Genomic DNA, 15,605 nt, shown 5'->3' with positions numbered 1-15,605 from the left:
AGGCGCGATCCGTGGCGCAGCTTTGCCAGTGCGCTGACAGCTCCACTTCGCTGACAGCTCCAATCCCGCCGTCAGTTGGAGCTGTCAGCGTTGTCATGGACAGGAGTCAAATTGAAACCAGCAGGTCAGAGGGTTGACGCTGAGAGCTCCAGACGCTGAGAGCTCCAAGTGCACAATGCACTTGCCCCCAAAAGTTGGACTGGTTTGATTCTAGGCGCTGTTGAGCTTGATGGCTTGGTTTCGGTACTGCATTGGGGTCAGTCCTTTGAGTCGTTCCTGGATTCGCTCGGTGTTGTACCAGGTGATGTATTCACTGATGGCTTCGGAGAGTTCTTCGACGGTGGTGAAGTCTTCGCCGTAGTACATCTCGGTTTTGAGGTGGCCGAAGAAGTTTTCCATGACGGAGTTGTCGTAACAGTTGCCTTTGCGTGACATGGATTGGATTCCACCGTTGTCGGCGATCAGGCTGCGCCAGGACTGATGCTGGTACTGGATGCCCTGGTCAGTGTGCATCATCCATCCTGGCTCTGGCGCGCATGCATCGATCGCCGCTGCCAGTGAGGCTGCAGTAAACGCAGTTGTTGGTGATGTCGCGACAGTATGCGCGACGATCGAGTGGTCGAACAAGTCCATCACCGGTGAGAGGTATACCTTTCGCCCGGCAACCCGAAACTCGGTGATATCGCTGACGAATACGGTGTTCGGCGCTTCCGGGGTGAAGTTGCGGTCGAGCGTGTTCTCGGCGATGAAGCTGACCTTGCCTACGTACGAGCTATACGGCCGCTTCTGGCGCACCTTGGCCTTCAGGCCCATCTCCTTCATGAGCTTGTAGACGAGCTTGTGATTGACTGCCCAGCCTTGATTGCGCAGGTCAAGCAGCACGCGCCGGTAACCGTATCGGTGTTTGTTGCGCTCGAAGCTCTCCCGGATGGCGGTTTTCAGATCGGCGTATTTATCGGGCTCGTTGAGCTGCTTCTGGTGGTAGTAAAACGTTGACCGGGCCATTCCCGCAGCGGCAAGAAGGTACTCCAAGCGGTGGTGCGACTTGAGGATGACGATCACCTGGACCTTCAGGCGCGTCCCTGATTCCTCAAGTCCCGCAATTTTTTTAAGTAGGCGTTTTCGGCCTGCAACCGTTCGATCTCCCGCCGCAGCTTGGCCTCCTCGGCCGATCCTGCCGGCGTGGATGTCGATCTTTCCGGCTTGGGTGTTGATCTTTCCGGCTCGCTGCTGTGCTGTGGCTTCAACGCGTCGTCACCATCTCTGTTCCACTTCGACACCCACCTCCACACCAGCTGGGGAGAGGACAGACCAAACTCGCGCGCGAGGTCCATGCGGGACTCACCTGCGAGATTGCGTTGGACGATCTCCTTTTTGATCTCGAACGAGTACTCCTGCCGTGTGGGTTTCTTCACAAGACATAGCCTGCCATGCAGTTTGTACCGTTGATATAACGTCCGCGCCGCCGGAGGGGAGACGCCGATGCGATTCGCTGCAGCGAAGTAACCCAACCCCTGCTCAAACAGATCCACCAACTGTTCTCGTTGCTCCTCAGACAACGAACTGCCACTGTCCATATGAAACTCCCCACTAGTCAGGTACCGATCTCTCAGTCCAACTAATGGGGAGCAGTGCACAACACGATTGGAGCTGTCAGCGAACTGGCGCAGTGCTACACCCGCTGGGCGTGGGCCGCGAAGTAGATCGCGTCTCGGCGCCAAGCATCATTGTCGGCCTGGGCGGCGGCGAGCCGCCACTGGTCGACGAGGCCGCGTTGCAGGTCGCTGACCAGCTGCGCGGCCTCTTCTGTCGATGCGGGCTCGGTGTCCGGCTCGCGGAATGTATAGGCGGCGGGCGTGTCGATCTGCTCCGGAGATTGCGCAGATGACTCCGGAAGCAGCGCCTTCAATGCAACGACGCGCTCCCGCGAGGCTTCGAGCAGGTCATAGATCCGCCCGCGGAGCCCGTCGTCGGCGTAGGCGAGTGCAAAAGTCAGTCCGTAGCGCAGCTGGTCCTCGGCGAGCAGGAGCTCGCGAGCGCGAAGAACCGCAGCCTCATCGGCAACCTCGGTGAGCCCGACCGATTCAAGGTCAACCTCCTCCACGGCAACGGCATCGATAGCCTGCGCAACGACTACGTCGACGGATTCGGCGGGCACGCGGCCAGCCGCGGCAATGGTGGCCGTAACCAGGTTGTCGACCGACTCAGCCGTCGGCAGCTCCGCGCCCGCAAGCTCGGCAGCGTCAACGTCGCAGCTCGAAGGAACCGTGCCGTCGGGTTGGGTGCCGCAGAGCCGCAATGCTTCGTCGATAAGCTGCTGCGAGTGGAAGCGACGCAGCTCCCCGTAAGCCCCGTCCAACGCGCCGTCGGCTGCCGCCTGCCGGGAAAGCGCCATGATCTCCCTGTTCGGGCGCGGCCCCACGATGTCCATCACGGTGCACCCCGCCAGACTCACTGCCAGCACGACGGCGACGGGTGCGGCGAGGAGTTTGTTCACGCGGGAAACGCTACACGATAGGCTTTATCGCATGGCATTTCCTTCAACCGAAGAACTCCGCGCCCGCATCGCACCCGTCGCTGAAGCGCACGGCATGGATGTGGAGGACGTGCGCGCCGTGAAAGCGGGCAAAAAGTCCCAGGTCATCGTCGCACTGGACTCGGATTCGCGCCCGACGCTCGACGAGCTTGAGGTGGTCAGCCAGGAGCTCAGCGAGCTTTTCGACGCCGCCGAGGAAGCCGGCGAGCTGAATTTCGGCGCCGGTTACACGCTGGAGGTCACCACGCCGGGCGTGGATCTGCCGCTGACGCAGCCGCGCCACTGGCGCCGCAACCGCGGGCGCCTGGCCAAGGTGGGGGAGCAGGCCTTCCGGATCGGGGCATTGCGTGAGGGCGAAAGCGAGATCATCCTCGTCGAAGCCGGTGCGAAGACCCCGAAGGTTGTCGTGCGCGCGGTTTCGGAATTGCCGGCAGCGGTGGTAGACATTGAGTTCAACCAGCCGCCCGCCGCCGAGGTTGAGCTGGCGGAATTGTCGTTCGAAGAGGCCTCGAAGCTCGAGGCCGGTGAGAGGTAACAAGTGAATATTGACATGAACGCCCTGAGGGCGATTGAGCAGAACCAGGGCATCCCGTTCGAGGAGCTGCTGCAGACCATCGCTGGCGCGCTGCTGTGGGCGTACCGCGACTATCGCGAGGCGCCGCAGGGCGAGAACGAGCGCGCCCGCGTGGATATTGACACTGACACTGGCGACGTCGCCGTGATTGTCAGTGAGCTCGACGGCGAGGGCGAAGTCCTCTCGGAGTACGACGACACTCCGGTCAACTTCTCCCGCATCGGCGCCGTTGCTGTGCGCGATGCCATCAAGAAGCGCCTGCGCGCCGCCGAGGCGGGCCGCGTGTACACGGAGTATTCGGGCTTTGAGGGCCAAGTTGTTTCGGGCGTCGTCCAGCGTGATGCGAACGCGGAGGCGCGCGGTATTTCCGTCGTCCAGCTCGGTACCGAAGCGGACCCGCAGGACGGCATCCTGCTGCCGGCGGAAAAGATCCCGGGTGAGAAGCTCACCCACGGCGACCGCGTGAAGGCGTACGTCGTGGGCGTGAACCGGGGCGACAGCAACGTCACCGTGAATTTGTCGCGCACCCACCCAGAACTCGTACGCGGCCTGTTCGCGCTCGAGGTGCCGGAGGTTGCGGACGGCTCGGTGGAGATCATCAACATCGCCCGCGAGGCGGGCCACCGCTCCAAGGTCGCGGTGCGCGCCACCGTGAAGGGTGTCAACGCCAAGGGTGCGTGCATCGGCCCGCGCGGCGCCCGCGTCAGCAACATCATGGAGCAGTTGGGCGGGGAAAAGATTGACATCATCGACTATTCGGATGACCCCGCTACGTACGTCGGCAATGCGCTTGCGCCGTCCAAGGTTGTGAGCGTGACGGTGACGGACCCTGTGGCGCAGAGTGCACGCGTGATCGTGCCGGATTACCAGCTCTCGCTGGCGATCGGCAAGGAGGGCCAGAACGCGCGCCTGGCCGCGAGGCTGACCGGGTGGAAGATTGACATCCACTCCGACGCAGACGAGCAGGCGTAGTCGAAACTACAGTTTTGTCGGGTTTTGGCGTATCCTTGACAACGGCTTAAAACCGAAAACCAGCGTGGAACGGTTCACGTTCCGCGGGCAAGATCAGGTGCGAATGGATGCTGAGCACGCCGCGCGGCGGCGCACGCGTCCGATTCGTATCAGGACATGCGTCGCTACGCGCGAGCAGTTGCCCGATACCCGCCTATTGCGGGTCGTCGCAGACCCGGATGCGCCGGGGCGGATCATTCCGGACCCGCGCCGCAACCTGCCTGGACGCGGCGCGTGGATTATTCCCACGCTGGAAGCGTTAGAGCTGGCGGAGCAACGCCGAGCGTTTGCTCGGGCGCTCCGCCTGTCCACGCCAGTGGACGTGAGTCAAGTACGTGCGTACCTCGCTGCGCGGGAGACGCACGCAGGAAACGACCCACACGACGATAGGAAGACCGAACACTGATGAGTACGCGACCATGAAGCAGCATCAGCGATGAAAGTCACTGACCAGCTCTAGGAGCAGGCACCTTTCACGTCCACGTGACACGTAGGCGCGAAATGGGCACTGCTCCTGGAAAAACCAACAAGGAGACACGTGCCCGGAAAGCTACGCGTTCACGAACTGGCAAAACAGCTCGGCGTAACAAGTAAGGAACTCCTCGCCACCCTGAAGGAACAGGGCGAGTTTGTTAAGACCGCTTCCTCCACCATCGAACCGCCGGTGGTGAAGAAGATGAAGGCCTACTACGAAGGCCAGGGCGGTTCCGGCGACGGCGACGCGAAGGGCGGGGCAGCTAAGCCCGCCACTGGCGCAGCCGCGCCGAAGCCTGGCACCCCGAAGCCCGGCGCCCCCAAGCCGGGTGCCCCGAAGCCTGCAGCGCCCAAGCCTGCAACCCCGCAGGCTCCGAAGCCGGCGGGCGGGGCAGCGAAGCCTGGCACCCCGAAGCCCGCAGGTGTAAAACCTGCCGCGCCGGCCGCGCCGCAGGCCGCAAAGCCGCAGGCAGCGAAGCCCGGCGCTCCGCGCCCTGCCTCCGCAAAGCCTGGCGCCCCGAAGCCGGCGGGTGCACCGAAACCGGCGGGTGCTGCAAAGCCGGCTGCGCCCGCACAGCCGGCAAACAACGCGCCGAAGCCCGGTGCGCCGAAGCCGGCAGCTAACGCTCCCAAACCGGGTGCTCCGAAGGCTGCCGAGGGCGGCCCGACCCCGGGTGCGATGCCGCGCCCGATGCCCAAGCCGGGCGGTCGTCCGCGCGTTGCCAACAACCCGTTCTCGTCCAACACCGGCGGGGGCCGTCCGGCCCCGCGTCCGGGTGGCGGCCGCGGCCCGCAGCAGGGCGCCGGTCGCGGGCGCGGCCCGGGCCAGGGTGGCCAGGGCCAGGGTCAGGGTGGCCAGCGCGCAGGCGCAGGTCAGGGTCGTCCGGCTCCGCGTCCGGGTGGCGGTCGTCCGTCGCCTGCCGATATGGCCGCGCACCCGTCGCCGACGCAGATGCCGTCCAAGTCCGCCAACGCCGCGCGCGGCCGCGGGGGCCAGGGCGGACCGGGCCGCGGCCGTGGCGGCCAGGGTGGTCCGGGTCAGGGCCAGGGCGGCGGTCCGCGCGATGGCTTCCGCGGTGGTCGCGGCGGCCGTCGCGGCGGTACCGCAGGTGCTTTCGGTCGTCCGGGCGGTGCGCCCGGCCGCGGCCGTAAGTCGAAGCGCCAGAAGCGCAACGAGTACGAGGAGATGCACGCACCGAACGTCATCGGCGGCGTTCGCCTGCCGGATGGCGGCGGCGCAACGGTGCGTCTGCGTCAGGGTGCGACCCTGTCCGACCTCGCCGAGAAGATCGGTACCGAGGCATCGAACCTCGTGCAGGCGCTGTTCAACCTGGGCGAAATGGTGACGGCGACGCAGTCTGTCTCCGAGGAGACGCTGCAGCTGCTGGGCGCTGAGATCAACTACGAGGTCCAGATCGTCTCGCCGGAGGATGAGGACCGCGAGCTGCTCGAGTCCTTCGACCTCCAGTTCGGCGAGGACATCGGCGGCGAGGAGATGCTCGAGCAGCGTCCGCCGGTGGTGTCCGTCATGGGTCACGTCGACCACGGTAAGACCCGCCTGCTGGACTCCATCCGCAACGCGAACGTGGGTAAGGGCGAGGCCGGCGGCATCACCCAGGGCATCGGTGCGTACCAGACCACCGTGACCCTGGAGGATGAGCCGCGCACGATCACCTTCCTGGATACCCCGGGCCACGAGGCGTTCACCGCCATGCGTGCCCGTGGTGCGAAGTCCACCGACCTGGCGATCCTGGTGGTTGCCGCGGATGACGGCGTGATGCCGCAGACCGTGGAGGCCATCAACCACGCGAAGGCTGCCGACCTGCCGATTGTGGTTGCGGTGAACAAGATTGATAAGCCGGAGGCGCAGCCGGACAAGATCCGCGGCCAGCTCACCGAGTACGGGCTGGTGCCGGAAGAGTACGGCGGCGACACGATGTTCATCGACATCTCCGCGAAGCAGGGCACCGGCATTGACGAGTTGCTCGAGGCCGTCCTGCTGACTGCGGATGCGGCGCTCGAGCTCACCGCTAACCCGGACATGGATGCGCAGGGCATCGCCATCGAGTCCCACCTGGACCGCGGCCGCGGCCCGGTGTCCACTGTGATTGTGCAGCGCGGCACGCTGCGCGTCGGCGATTCCATCGTCGTCGGCGGCAACTTCGGCCGCGTCCGCCGCATGGTGGACGAGTGGGGCAACGACGTGGAAGAGGCGGGCCCGTCCCGCCCGGTCCAGGTCCAGGGCCTCAACGGCGTGCCCGGCCCGGGCGATAACCTGCTCGTGGTCGAGGATGACCGCGTCGCCCGCCAGATTGCTGCGCAGCGTGACGCCCGCCACCGCGCCGCAGTGCAGGCCCGCTCCAAGAAGCGCGTTTCCCTGGAGAACCTGGATCAGGCGCTCAAGGAGACGAACCAGCTCAACCTCATCCTCAAGGGCGACAACGCCGGTTCGGTGGAAGCCCTCGAGGAGGCCCTGCTCAAGATCGAGGTGGACGACGAGGTGGAGGTGAACATCATCGACCGCGGCGTCGGTGCTGTCACCCAGACCAACGTCCTGCTCGCGGCTGCGTCGGACGCCGTTATCGTGGCGTTCAACGTCCGCGCCGAGGGCAAGGCCACCGAGGAGGCCAACAACGAGGGCGTCGAGATCCGCTACTACTCGGTGATCTACCAGGCCATCGAGGAGGTCGAGCAGGCACTGCGCGGCATGCTCAAGCCGATTTACGAGGAGCGCGAGCTCGGCGAGGCCGAGATTCGCCAAATCTTCAAGGCGTCCGCCGTCGGCCTCATCGCCGGCTGCATGGTCACCGAGGGCAAGGTCAAGCGCGGTGTCAAGGTGCGCCTCGTGCGCGACGGCAACGTCATCACCCCGGACGCGACGATCGAGTCGCTGCGCCGCGAGAAGGACGACGTCACCGAAGTCGCCAAGGGCTACGAGTGCGGCATGGTCCTGTCCTACCCGGACATCCAGGTCGACGACCGTATCCAGGCGTACGAGATGGTTGAGGTGCCCCGCACCTAATCGTCGTCAAGCCTGATGCCCCACCCCGCGCTCACCTTGGGCGCGGGGTGTGTGCGTTTGGGCTGAGGCGCTACGATGGGTAAGGTTTGCGCGTCGCTTGAGCTCCACGCTTATCGACGCACGCTTGCACCCCCGGAGGAAAAGGAGACGCTCATGGCTGAGAACCCGCGCGCGCAGCGCCTGGCGAAGCAGATCCAGCAGATCGTGGCCACCGCGATCGAGCGCGAGGTCAAGGACCCGCGCCTGGAGTTGGTGACTGTCACGGACGTGCGCGTCACCGGCGATCTGCACGATGCCACCGTCTACTACACCGTCCGGGGCAAGGGCATCAACGACGAGCCCGACCTGGATCAGGCTGCCGAGGCACTCAACCGCGCCCGCGGCCAGATCCGCAAGATCGTCGGCGATCAGCTGGGCGTGCGCTTCACCCCGACAATCAAGTTCGAGCACGACACCGTGCCAGAGACGTCGGCAAGCATGGAAGAGCTTCTGAACCGCGCCCGCGCGCGCGACGAGGAGACGGCACGCCTGCGCGCGAACGCGAAGCCGGCGGGCGAGTCCAACCCGTACCGGACGCGCGGCGAGAGCGAGGAGTAACGCACGCGGATGGAGTGTATGTTCCCGGGCGAGAGGGCGGCGTTCGCCGCCATCGCCGACACCTTGCGCGGCGCCGCGAAGGTTTCTGTGGTTGCGCACGTGAAGCCCGACGCTGATGCCGTGGGTTCCGCCTGCGGTTTGGCCGCGGGGCTGCGCCGCATCGGCGTCGATGCCGACGTCTTCATCGGTCAGACGTACCCGCACCCCGCCAATCTGGCGACGGTGCCGGGTGTCGACGAGATTACGTACGGCGCGTCGCTTCCTGGCGACGGTTTGGTGGTCACCGTCGATTGTGCCTCACTCGACCGCACCGGCCTTTTGGCCGACAGCATCGCGGCGGACCGTGAGCGCGTGATTGTCATCGACCACCACGAGACCAACCCGGGCTTCGGCGCGACGAACCTGGTCATCGATTCGGAGTCGACGACGACGATCATCCGCGAGTTGCTGCGCCACTTACGTGTGGACCTCGACGAGGAGATTGCGTACTGCCTGTACGCGGGCCTTGTCACCGACACCGGCAACTTCCGCTGGGGCACGCCGCGCATGCACGTGCTCGCCGCAGAGCTGATGACCTACGGCCTGGACACCCGCCAGATTGCGCTGGACCTCATGGACTCCATGAGCGCGCTGGACCTGAGGATCATGGGTTCCGTGCTGGCGGACATGCAGACGTTCCGCGAGAAGGGCCTGACAGTGAGCATCATCGCCATCCCGGCGGAGGCGCTGGCCAGAATGAGCCAGACCGCGGTGGAATCCATCATCGAGTACGCCCGCGCGCTGCAGGGCAGCGATGTGGGTGTGGTGTTCAAGCAGCAGGCGCCGCGCTACTGGGCGGTGAGCCTGCGCTCCAGCGTCATCGACGTATCCCAGGTGGCCAAGGCCCTCGGCGGCGGAGGCCATATCCCGGCGGCCGGCTACTCGGCGCACGGCACCCAGGACATGATCACCCGCGAGCTGCTCGGCGCCCTGCGGACGCTGTAAACGATGTCAACACGGCACGACACAGACCTCCAGGCAGGCGCCGCGGCCGTCACGCCCCGCCAGATATTCGCCCTCGCACTGCCGGCCCTGGGCGTGCTGGCGGCAAACCCGCTCTACTTACTGCTGGACACGGCGGTGGTCGGTCGCCTCGGTACCGGCGAGCTCGCGGCGCTTGCAGCCGGCACCGCGATCCAATCGACGGTGACCACCCAGCTCACATTCCTGTCCTACGGCACCACCGCGCGCAGCTCCCGGCTCTACGGCGCGGGCAAGCGTGACGACGCCGTGTACGAGGGCGTCCAAGCCACCTGGGTGGCCGTCTTCGTCGGCCTCGCGCTCGCGTCCCTCATCTGGCAGTTCGCGCAGCCGCTGGCGATGTGGCTGACCAACGATTACGCCACCAGCCTCGAGGCCGCGCGCTGGATGCGGGTCGCGGCGATCGCCATCCCGCTGACCTTGATCATCATGGCCGGCAACGGCTGGATGCGCGGCGTGCAGAACACCAAACTGCCGTTCAAGCTCACCTTGTGCGGCCTGGTACCGGGCGCCATCCTCCTACCGTTTGCCGTGGACCGGTTCGGCCTCGTCGGCTCGGCGTGGGCGAACGTGCTTGGGATGGGCATTGCCGCGGCGCTCTTTCTCGTAGTGCTCGTGCGGGAGCACTCCCGCGCCGGTGCGCCCGGCGGCTGGGCGCCGCAGTGGTCCGTGATCTCGAAGCAGTTGGTCCTTGGCCGTGATCTGATCCTGCGCTCCATGTCGTTCCAGATCTCGTTGCTCGCGGCGGCCGCCGTGGCGGGCCGCTTCGGCGTGGCGGTGCTGGCCGCACACCAGATCATGCTGCAGCTGTGGAACTTCCTCACGCTGGTGCTCGATTCCATGGCGATCGCCGCGCAGACGCTGACCGGCGCCGCACTCGGCACCGGCCAGGTCACCCGCGCGAAGTCGGTGGGCGAGCAGGCAACCAGGTATTCGGTCATTTTCGGGCTGGCGCTCGCGACCGTCTTCGCGCTGCTGGCGCGGCCGATCCAGGGGATCTTCACCCAGGACGCCGCGGTATTCCAGCAGCTCGCGGTCCCGTGGTGGCTACTCATCGCCATGATCGTGGCCGGCGGCGTGGTCTTCGCCCTCGACGGCGTGATGCTCGGCGCTGGCGACGCAGCCTTCCTGCGCAACCTCACCATTGTGTCGGTGCTCGGCGCGTTCGTGCCCGTCACCCTGCTGTCGATGCACTTCGGGTGGGGCCTGACGGGCATTTGGGCTGGCCACCTTGCGTCGATAGTCATGCGCCTCGTCGGCGACGTGGTGCGCTTCCGCTCGATGCGGTGGGCGCGCACGGGCGAAAACTGACTGTGCTAGGAAGATATGCATGACTACCACCACGTTGTGGGCGGTGAGCGACCTGCACGCGGCCGTGAAGGCCAACACGCCGTGCATCGATGCCATCCAGCCCGCCGACCCGTCGGACTGGCTCATCGTGGCCGGCGACGTGGCGGAACGTCACGACCTGATCGTCCGCGTCATGGCGAAGCTGGTTGAGCGCTTCGACACCGTCATCTGGGTTCCGGGCAACCACGAGCTGTTTTCCCGCTCGGCTGACCGCTACCGCGGCCGCGACAAGTACACCGCGCTGGTGCAATCCATGCGCGAGATGGGCGTGATCACGCCCGAGGACCCGTACCCGGTGTTCGGCGGAGTGACCATCGCGCCGCTGTTCACGCTTTACGATTACTCTTTCCGCGGCCCCGGCATGAGCGTCGAGGAAGCGGTGGACGCTGCGCGCGTGCGCAACATTGTGATGACGGATGAGTTCGCCATCGCCCCCTTCGTCGACGTGCGCGCCTGGTGCTGGGACCGCCTGGCGTACACCACCAAGCGCCTCTCGCGCATCGACGGACCAACCGTGCTGATCAACCACTGGCCGCTGGTCCAGGAACCGACGATGAAGATGCGGTGGAGCGAGGTGGCGCTGTGGTGCGGCACTCGCCACACCCGCAGCTGGCCGCAGCGCTACAACGCCCAAGCCGTGATTTACGGCCACCTGCACATGCCGGGCGTGATGCAGATCGACGGCGTGAAGCACATTGAAGTCTCCCTCGGTTACCCGCGCGAGTGGCAGCCGCGGCAGCACCCGCCCATCCCGTTCCCGTACCCGGTGATGGAGGTGACACAGTGATGCAGGATGCGTCCCTCTTCCCGGCCGCCGCGCGCGTGGTGTACCTCCGCAACGACGATGCCCAGGACCTCACCAACTACCGGGAGCTTCTGCCCAGCGAGCGCGAGCAGGTCAGCGGAGCTGTCGACCTACGCAAGGGCGAGTTCGGCGACGCCCGCTGGTGCGCGCACCAAGCGCTCAAGGAACTTGGCTTAACGACGAAAGAAGCCATCCTCCGCGGCGAACGCGGCATGCCGCTGTGGCCGAAGGGGTTCACCGGCTCGCTGACCCACACGGAGGGCTTCCGCGCCGCCGTCGCCGCGCCGACAAGGCACATCCGTTCCATGGGCCTCGACGCGGAGCCAGCCGACGCGCTGCCGGAAGGCGTGATCTACCAGATCGCCCGCCCGGAGGAGCTGCGCACTGTGCGGCGCATGCAGGAAGACGGCCACGAATGGGCCGACCGCCTGCTGTTCTGCGCCAAGGAGGCGACGTACAAGTGCTGGTTCCCGCTCACGCGCCGCTGGCTGGGCTTCGACGAGGCCGAGATCGACCTGCGTTCCGACGGCACGTTCACAGCGCTCCTCCTCGCCCGGCCGACCCCGGCCCCGTTCTTCGAGGGCCGCTGGGTGGTCCGCGGCGGCTACGTCATCGCGTCCGCGTTCCTAGAGTGACGCGCTAAAGGGTTGAGGGGCGGGCGACAAAGACCGTCGCCAAGCGTTTGCCCTGCTCCTTCACCAGCGCCACGACGCGGCCGTCCGGCCCCTGCGCGGCGTGCACGCCCTTGAGCCCGCGGGTGTCCAGCCACTTGCCCATAGCCAGGGCGTCGTATTCCTCCTGCGTCACGGCGAGGACCGGCCAGGCGCGGGTGAGCGCCTCGTCCATTGTGAGGGACAGCGCCGGGTTGTCTTGAAGTTCCTCCAGCGTGCGGGCATCGCCGATGGCGAAGTGGCCGGAACTGAGGCGTCGTAACGCGGTCAAGTGCCCCCCGACGCCGAGCTGCGCGCCGAGGTCGCGCGCGAGCGAGCGGATGTAGGTGCCGGAGGAGCAGTGCACGCGCACGTCCAGGTCAATGGCGGTACCCGCGCGGCGGGTGTTCAGGATGTCGAAGGTGTGGATGGTCACGGGGCGGGCGGGAATGTCCACCTCCGCGCCCTCGCGGACCAGCTCGTGGGCGCGCTTGCCGTCGATCTTGATGGCGGACACTCTGGCCGGCTTCTGCATGATGTCGCCGGTGAGCTTTTCGACGTTCGCCCGAATCGCCTCGTCGCCGATGCCGGACGCGTCGGCGGTGGTGAGCACCTCGCCCTCCGCATCGTCGGTAGTAGTGGACGCACCGAGGCGGATCGTCGCTTCGTATAACTTATCGTCGGCGACGAGGTGGGCGAGCAGCTTCGTGCCGCGTTCGATGCCGGCGACGAGCACGCCGGTTGCCATGGGATCGAGCGTCCCGGCGTGGCCTACTTTGCGGGTGCCGAACGCGCGGCGCAGCTTGGCCACCACATCGTGGCTAGTCATGCCGGCGGGTTTGTCCACGACGACGATTCCAGAGGTAGCGAGCGGGTCCGTCATGGTAGATCAGTATGCCTGAGAGCCGATGACGTACTCTATGCCACGTGGATATTCTGCGCGGCCTCGATTCCATCCCCGGCGACTTCGCTGCTGGCCGAGGCACCGTGGTCACCATCGGCGTCTTCGACGGCGTGCACCGCGGCCACCAGCTGCTGATTTCCAAGGCTGTGGATACGGCCCGAGAGCTGGGCCTGCCGTGCGTGGTGATGACGTTCGACCCCCACCCGCGGACCATCTTCGCCCCGGATTCCGCCCCGGCGGAACTCACGCCGCTTGCGGAGCGCGCCCGCCACATTGCGGCGCTCGGCGTGGACACGCTGCTGGTTATCGACTTCCGTGAGGAGCTTGCCGGCGACAGCCCGGAGCAGTACTTCAGCGAGGTTCTGGTCGACCGGCTCGGCGCCCGCCACGTGCTAGTGGGGGAGAACTTCACCTTCGGCAAAGATGCCGCGGGCACGTCGGAAACGATGGCGCAGCTCGGCGAACGCTACGGCGTGGACGTCACCATCGTGGGCTTGCTTGGCGACGGCGGCGTGCGCATCTGCTCCACCGCGATCCGCGACCAGCTCGCAGGCGGCAACATCGACGTGGCCACCGACTACATGGGCCGGCCGTTCTCCGTGATCAGCACCATCGAGCGCGGTGCCGGGCGCGGCGGGCGCGAGCTGGGCTATCCGACGGCAAACCAGTACGTCAGCGAAGCGTCCGCGCTACCCGGCGACGGGGTGTACGCCGGCTGGCTGACGATTATCGACGACGCACCCATCGACGGCGACATGGAGCCCGGCGTGCGCTACCCGGCGGCGATCTCGGTGGGTACCAACCCGACGTTCGGGGACGCGCGCCGCAGCGTCGAGTCCTACATTCTGGACCGCGACGCCGACCTGTACGACCGCATGGCCCGCGTCGAATTCGTCGAGAAGGTCCGCGACATGGCCAAATTCGACTCTGTCGACGAGTTGCTGGAGCACATGGCCCGCGACGTGACACGGATCCGAGAGATCCTCGGGGTGCAGCGCTGAGAGCTCGCGCGGCACGCAAGTAGAGTCGGGTGCCATGACCCGCAAAATTATCCTTGACGTTGACACCGGCATCGACGATGCCCTCGCAATCGCCTACGCCCTCGGTTCCAAAGAACTCGAACTCATCGGCGTGACCGGCACCTACGGCAATGTGCTCGTACCCACCGGCACCCGCAACGCGCTGGCAATCCTGGAGCTTTTCGGGCGTACCGACGTTCCCGTTTTCGCGGGTCCCGACCACGCCCGCGCGAAGGAAAGCTTCGAGGTGCTGGAGATTTCCCAGTTCATCCACGGTAAGAACGGCATTGGCGAAGCTCAGATCCCGGACGCCAAGCGTCAGGTCGAGGCGAAGTCCGCCGTGGACTTCATGGTGGAGTCCGTGCGCGAGTACGGCGACGACCTGGTAATTGTCCCTGTCGGCCCGCTGACCACCGTGGCAGCCGCGATGGAGGCGGACGAGGAGTTCGCAGCCAACGCGCACATCGTCAACATGGGCGGCGCGCTCACCGTCCCTGGCAACGTCACCCCGTGGGCGGAGGCCAACATCAACCAGGACCCAGAGGCGGCGGACCTGGTGTTCCGCAACGCCCGCGACATCACCATGATCGGCCTCGATGTCACCCTGCAGACCCTTTTAACCAAGGAAGAGACCGCCGAGTGGGAGGCCCTGGGCACCGTCGGCGGCGACTTCCTTGCGGCGGCGACGAACTACTACATCGGCGCCTACGACGAAATCGCTCCATACCTGGGCGGCTGCGGCCTGCACGACCCGCTGGCTGTGGGCGTGGCGGTGGATCCGTCGCTGGTGACCACCCTGGACATCAACTTGAAGACAGACACTGAGGGCGAAACCCGCGGCCGCACCATCGGCGACGAGACCCGCCTCAACGATCCGGTGAAGACCGGCCACGTGGCAGTCGGCGTCGATGTGGAGCGCTTCCTCGCAGAGCTGATGCGCCGCCTGACGGATTTGGCTGCCGGCACCGCCGCCCGGTAGTATCTCCCCTCGGCCCTGCGCCTTCATCGACTGCGGTTCGCAGCAGTCTGTCGGGGCCGTGATCGAAGTGCGGACTGAAATAACCAAGGAGAATCCTCATGGCACTGACCACTGAGAAGAAGGCCGAGATCCTCAAGGAGTACGGCCTGCACGAGACCGACACCGGTTCCCCGGAGGCTCAGGTTGCGCTGCTGACCGACCGCATCAACAACCTCACCGAGCACCTGAAGTACCACAAGCACGATCACCACTCCCGTCGTGGTCTGCTGTTGCTCGTTGGTCGTCGCCGCGGCCTGCTGAAGTACCTGCGCGAGAACGACGTGGAGCGCTACCGTTCCCTGATCGCTCGCCTCGGCCTGCGTCGCTAAGCGCAAAGCTTTCTCGAAGCGCCCGTTCCCTTTTGGGGGAGCGGGCGTTTTTGTGTGGGCTGGGGCCCTGGGTGGCGTTGAGAGCTCCAGTTGCGGCTTGGGTGGTGCTGAGAGCTCCAGTTGCGGCCCCTGGGCTGCAGAGAATTACCGCGTCGCTGCAGAACCCCCTCCTGGGGACTGCGGCTTTCCTGTGAACCTCTGTGGCCATCTAGTCGTGTTTGTTAGATAGCTGTGGCTAGAGCGCGTCGCTCTGCCAGGGTTGTATAGCCCTTACCTGGGTGTGTGGTTAGCCTTTC

General features: G+C 66.0%; 14 protein-coding genes and 1 pseudogene. 12 read left to right on the top strand and 3 right to left on the bottom strand.

The genetic code is table 11. The features are described 5' to 3' along the window. Nucleotides 1–210: 210 nt before the first annotated feature. Nucleotides 211–1,528 (bottom strand): annotated as a pseudogene (locus M5J20_RS00075) (IS3 family transposase). 144 nt (nucleotides 1,529–1,672) lie between these two features. Continuing rightward, entirely contained in the window at nucleotides 1,673–2,497 is an 825-nt protein-coding gene (locus M5J20_RS00070) for a hypothetical protein (RefSeq protein ID WP_253575196.1), read from the bottom strand. Between the two features lie 31 nt (nucleotides 2,498–2,528). Between M5J20_RS00070 and rimP the strand changes: the two genes are divergently transcribed. From rimP to M5J20_RS00025, 9 genes are all read left to right on the top strand, one after another. Next, complete coding sequence (rimP, locus tag M5J20_RS00065) at nucleotides 2,529–3,071, top strand: ribosome maturation factor RimP (RefSeq protein ID WP_253575195.1); 543 nt, start codon at nucleotides 2,529–2,531, stop codon at nucleotides 3,069–3,071. Nucleotides 3,072–3,074: 3 nt separating this feature from the next. Further along, nucleotides 3,075–4,082, top strand: a complete 1,008-nt coding sequence (gene nusA, locus M5J20_RS00060) for a transcription termination factor NusA (RefSeq protein ID WP_253575193.1) — start codon at nucleotides 3,075–3,077, stop codon at nucleotides 4,080–4,082. A gap of 103 nt (nucleotides 4,083–4,185) precedes the next feature. Continuing rightward, on the top strand, nucleotides 4,186–4,527 hold the full coding sequence (locus tag M5J20_RS00055) for a YlxR family protein (protein ID WP_253575191.1): 342 nt from the start codon (nucleotides 4,186–4,188) through the stop codon (nucleotides 4,525–4,527). Between the two features lie 132 nt (nucleotides 4,528–4,659). Further along, entirely contained in the window at nucleotides 4,660–7,617 is a 2,958-nt protein-coding gene (gene infB, locus M5J20_RS00050) for a translation initiation factor IF-2 (RefSeq protein ID WP_253575190.1), read from the top strand. 153 nt (nucleotides 7,618–7,770) lie between these two features. Then, a complete protein-coding gene (rbfA, locus tag M5J20_RS00045) occupies nucleotides 7,771–8,214 on the top strand; it encodes a 30S ribosome-binding factor RbfA (RefSeq protein WP_253575189.1) in 444 nt (147 codons plus the stop codon). Between the two features lie 9 nt (nucleotides 8,215–8,223). Beyond that, nucleotides 8,224–9,198 carry a DHH family phosphoesterase gene (locus M5J20_RS00040; RefSeq protein ID WP_253575188.1) on the top strand — a complete coding sequence of 325 codons (975 nt, stop codon included), beginning with the start codon at nucleotides 8,224–8,226 and terminating at the stop codon, nucleotides 9,196–9,198. 3 nt (nucleotides 9,199–9,201) lie between these two features. Next, complete coding sequence (locus M5J20_RS00035; RefSeq protein ID WP_253575187.1) at nucleotides 9,202–10,545, top strand: MATE family efflux transporter; 1,344 nt, start codon at nucleotides 9,202–9,204, stop codon at nucleotides 10,543–10,545. Nucleotides 10,546–10,564: 19 nt separating this feature from the next. Then, nucleotides 10,565–11,371 carry a metallophosphoesterase family protein gene (locus tag M5J20_RS00030; protein ID WP_253575186.1) on the top strand — a complete coding sequence of 269 codons (807 nt, stop codon included), beginning with the start codon at nucleotides 10,565–10,567 and terminating at the stop codon, nucleotides 11,369–11,371. Continuing rightward, entirely contained in the window at nucleotides 11,371–12,024 is a 654-nt protein-coding gene (locus M5J20_RS00025; protein WP_253575185.1) for a 4'-phosphopantetheinyl transferase family protein, read from the top strand. The genes M5J20_RS00030 and M5J20_RS00025 overlap by 1 nt, the downstream gene beginning before the upstream one ends. 4 nt (nucleotides 12,025–12,028) lie before the next feature. Here the strand turns inward: M5J20_RS00025 and truB are convergent, their stop codons facing one another. Then, nucleotides 12,029–12,922: a tRNA pseudouridine(55) synthase TruB gene (gene truB / locus M5J20_RS00020; protein WP_253575183.1), complete on the bottom strand. Its 894-nt coding sequence runs from the start codon at nucleotides 12,920–12,922 to the stop codon at nucleotides 12,029–12,031. Nucleotides 12,923–12,966: 44 nt separating this feature from the next. Between truB and M5J20_RS00015 the strand changes: the two genes are divergently transcribed. From M5J20_RS00015 to rpsO, 3 genes are all read left to right on the top strand, one after another. Then, complete coding sequence (locus tag M5J20_RS00015; protein WP_253575181.1) at nucleotides 12,967–13,944, top strand: bifunctional riboflavin kinase/FAD synthetase; 978 nt, start codon at nucleotides 12,967–12,969, stop codon at nucleotides 13,942–13,944. Between the two features lie 34 nt (nucleotides 13,945–13,978). After that, nucleotides 13,979–14,941 carry a nucleoside hydrolase gene (locus tag M5J20_RS00010; RefSeq protein WP_253575180.1) on the top strand — a complete coding sequence of 321 codons (963 nt, stop codon included), beginning with the start codon at nucleotides 13,979–13,981 and terminating at the stop codon, nucleotides 14,939–14,941. A 98-nt stretch (nucleotides 14,942–15,039) separates the two neighbouring features. Continuing rightward, entirely contained in the window at nucleotides 15,040–15,309 is a 270-nt protein-coding gene (gene rpsO / locus M5J20_RS00005; RefSeq protein ID WP_253575179.1) for a 30S ribosomal protein S15, read from the top strand. The last annotated feature ends 296 nt before the right edge of the window (nucleotides 15,310–15,605 follow it).

Origin of the sequence: Corynebacterium stercoris (genome assembly GCF_024160105.1) — a bacterium.
Classification (GTDB): domain Bacteria; phylum Actinomycetota; class Actinomycetes; order Mycobacteriales; family Mycobacteriaceae; genus Corynebacterium; species Corynebacterium stercoris.
This window is presented reverse-complemented; position numbering and strand designations above follow the sequence as displayed.

Coding starts and splice junctions, on each gene's coding strand:
- rpsO (WP_253575179.1), top strand. CDS start 15,040: ATGGCACTGACCACTGAGAAGAAGGCCGAGATCCTCAAGGAGTACGGC.
- M5J20_RS00025 (WP_253575185.1), top strand. CDS start 11,371: ATGCAGGATGCGTCCCTCTTCCCGGCCGCCGCGCGCGTGGTGTACCTC.
- M5J20_RS00010 (WP_253575180.1), top strand. CDS start 13,979: ATGACCCGCAAAATTATCCTTGACGTTGACACCGGCATCGACGATGCC.
- M5J20_RS00035 (WP_253575187.1), top strand. CDS start 9,202: ATGTCAACACGGCACGACACAGACCTCCAGGCAGGCGCCGCGGCCGTC.
- truB (WP_253575183.1), bottom strand. CDS start 12,922: ATGACGGACCCGCTCGCTACCTCTGGAATCGTCGTCGTGGACAAACCC.
- M5J20_RS00040 (WP_253575188.1), top strand. CDS start 8,224: ATGGAGTGTATGTTCCCGGGCGAGAGGGCGGCGTTCGCCGCCATCGCC.
- M5J20_RS00030 (WP_253575186.1), top strand. CDS start 10,565: ATGACTACCACCACGTTGTGGGCGGTGAGCGACCTGCACGCGGCCGTG.
- M5J20_RS00055 (WP_253575191.1), top strand. CDS start 4,186: ATGGATGCTGAGCACGCCGCGCGGCGGCGCACGCGTCCGATTCGTATC.
- rbfA (WP_253575189.1), top strand. CDS start 7,771: ATGGCTGAGAACCCGCGCGCGCAGCGCCTGGCGAAGCAGATCCAGCAG.
- rimP (WP_253575195.1), top strand. CDS start 2,529: ATGGCATTTCCTTCAACCGAAGAACTCCGCGCCCGCATCGCACCCGTC.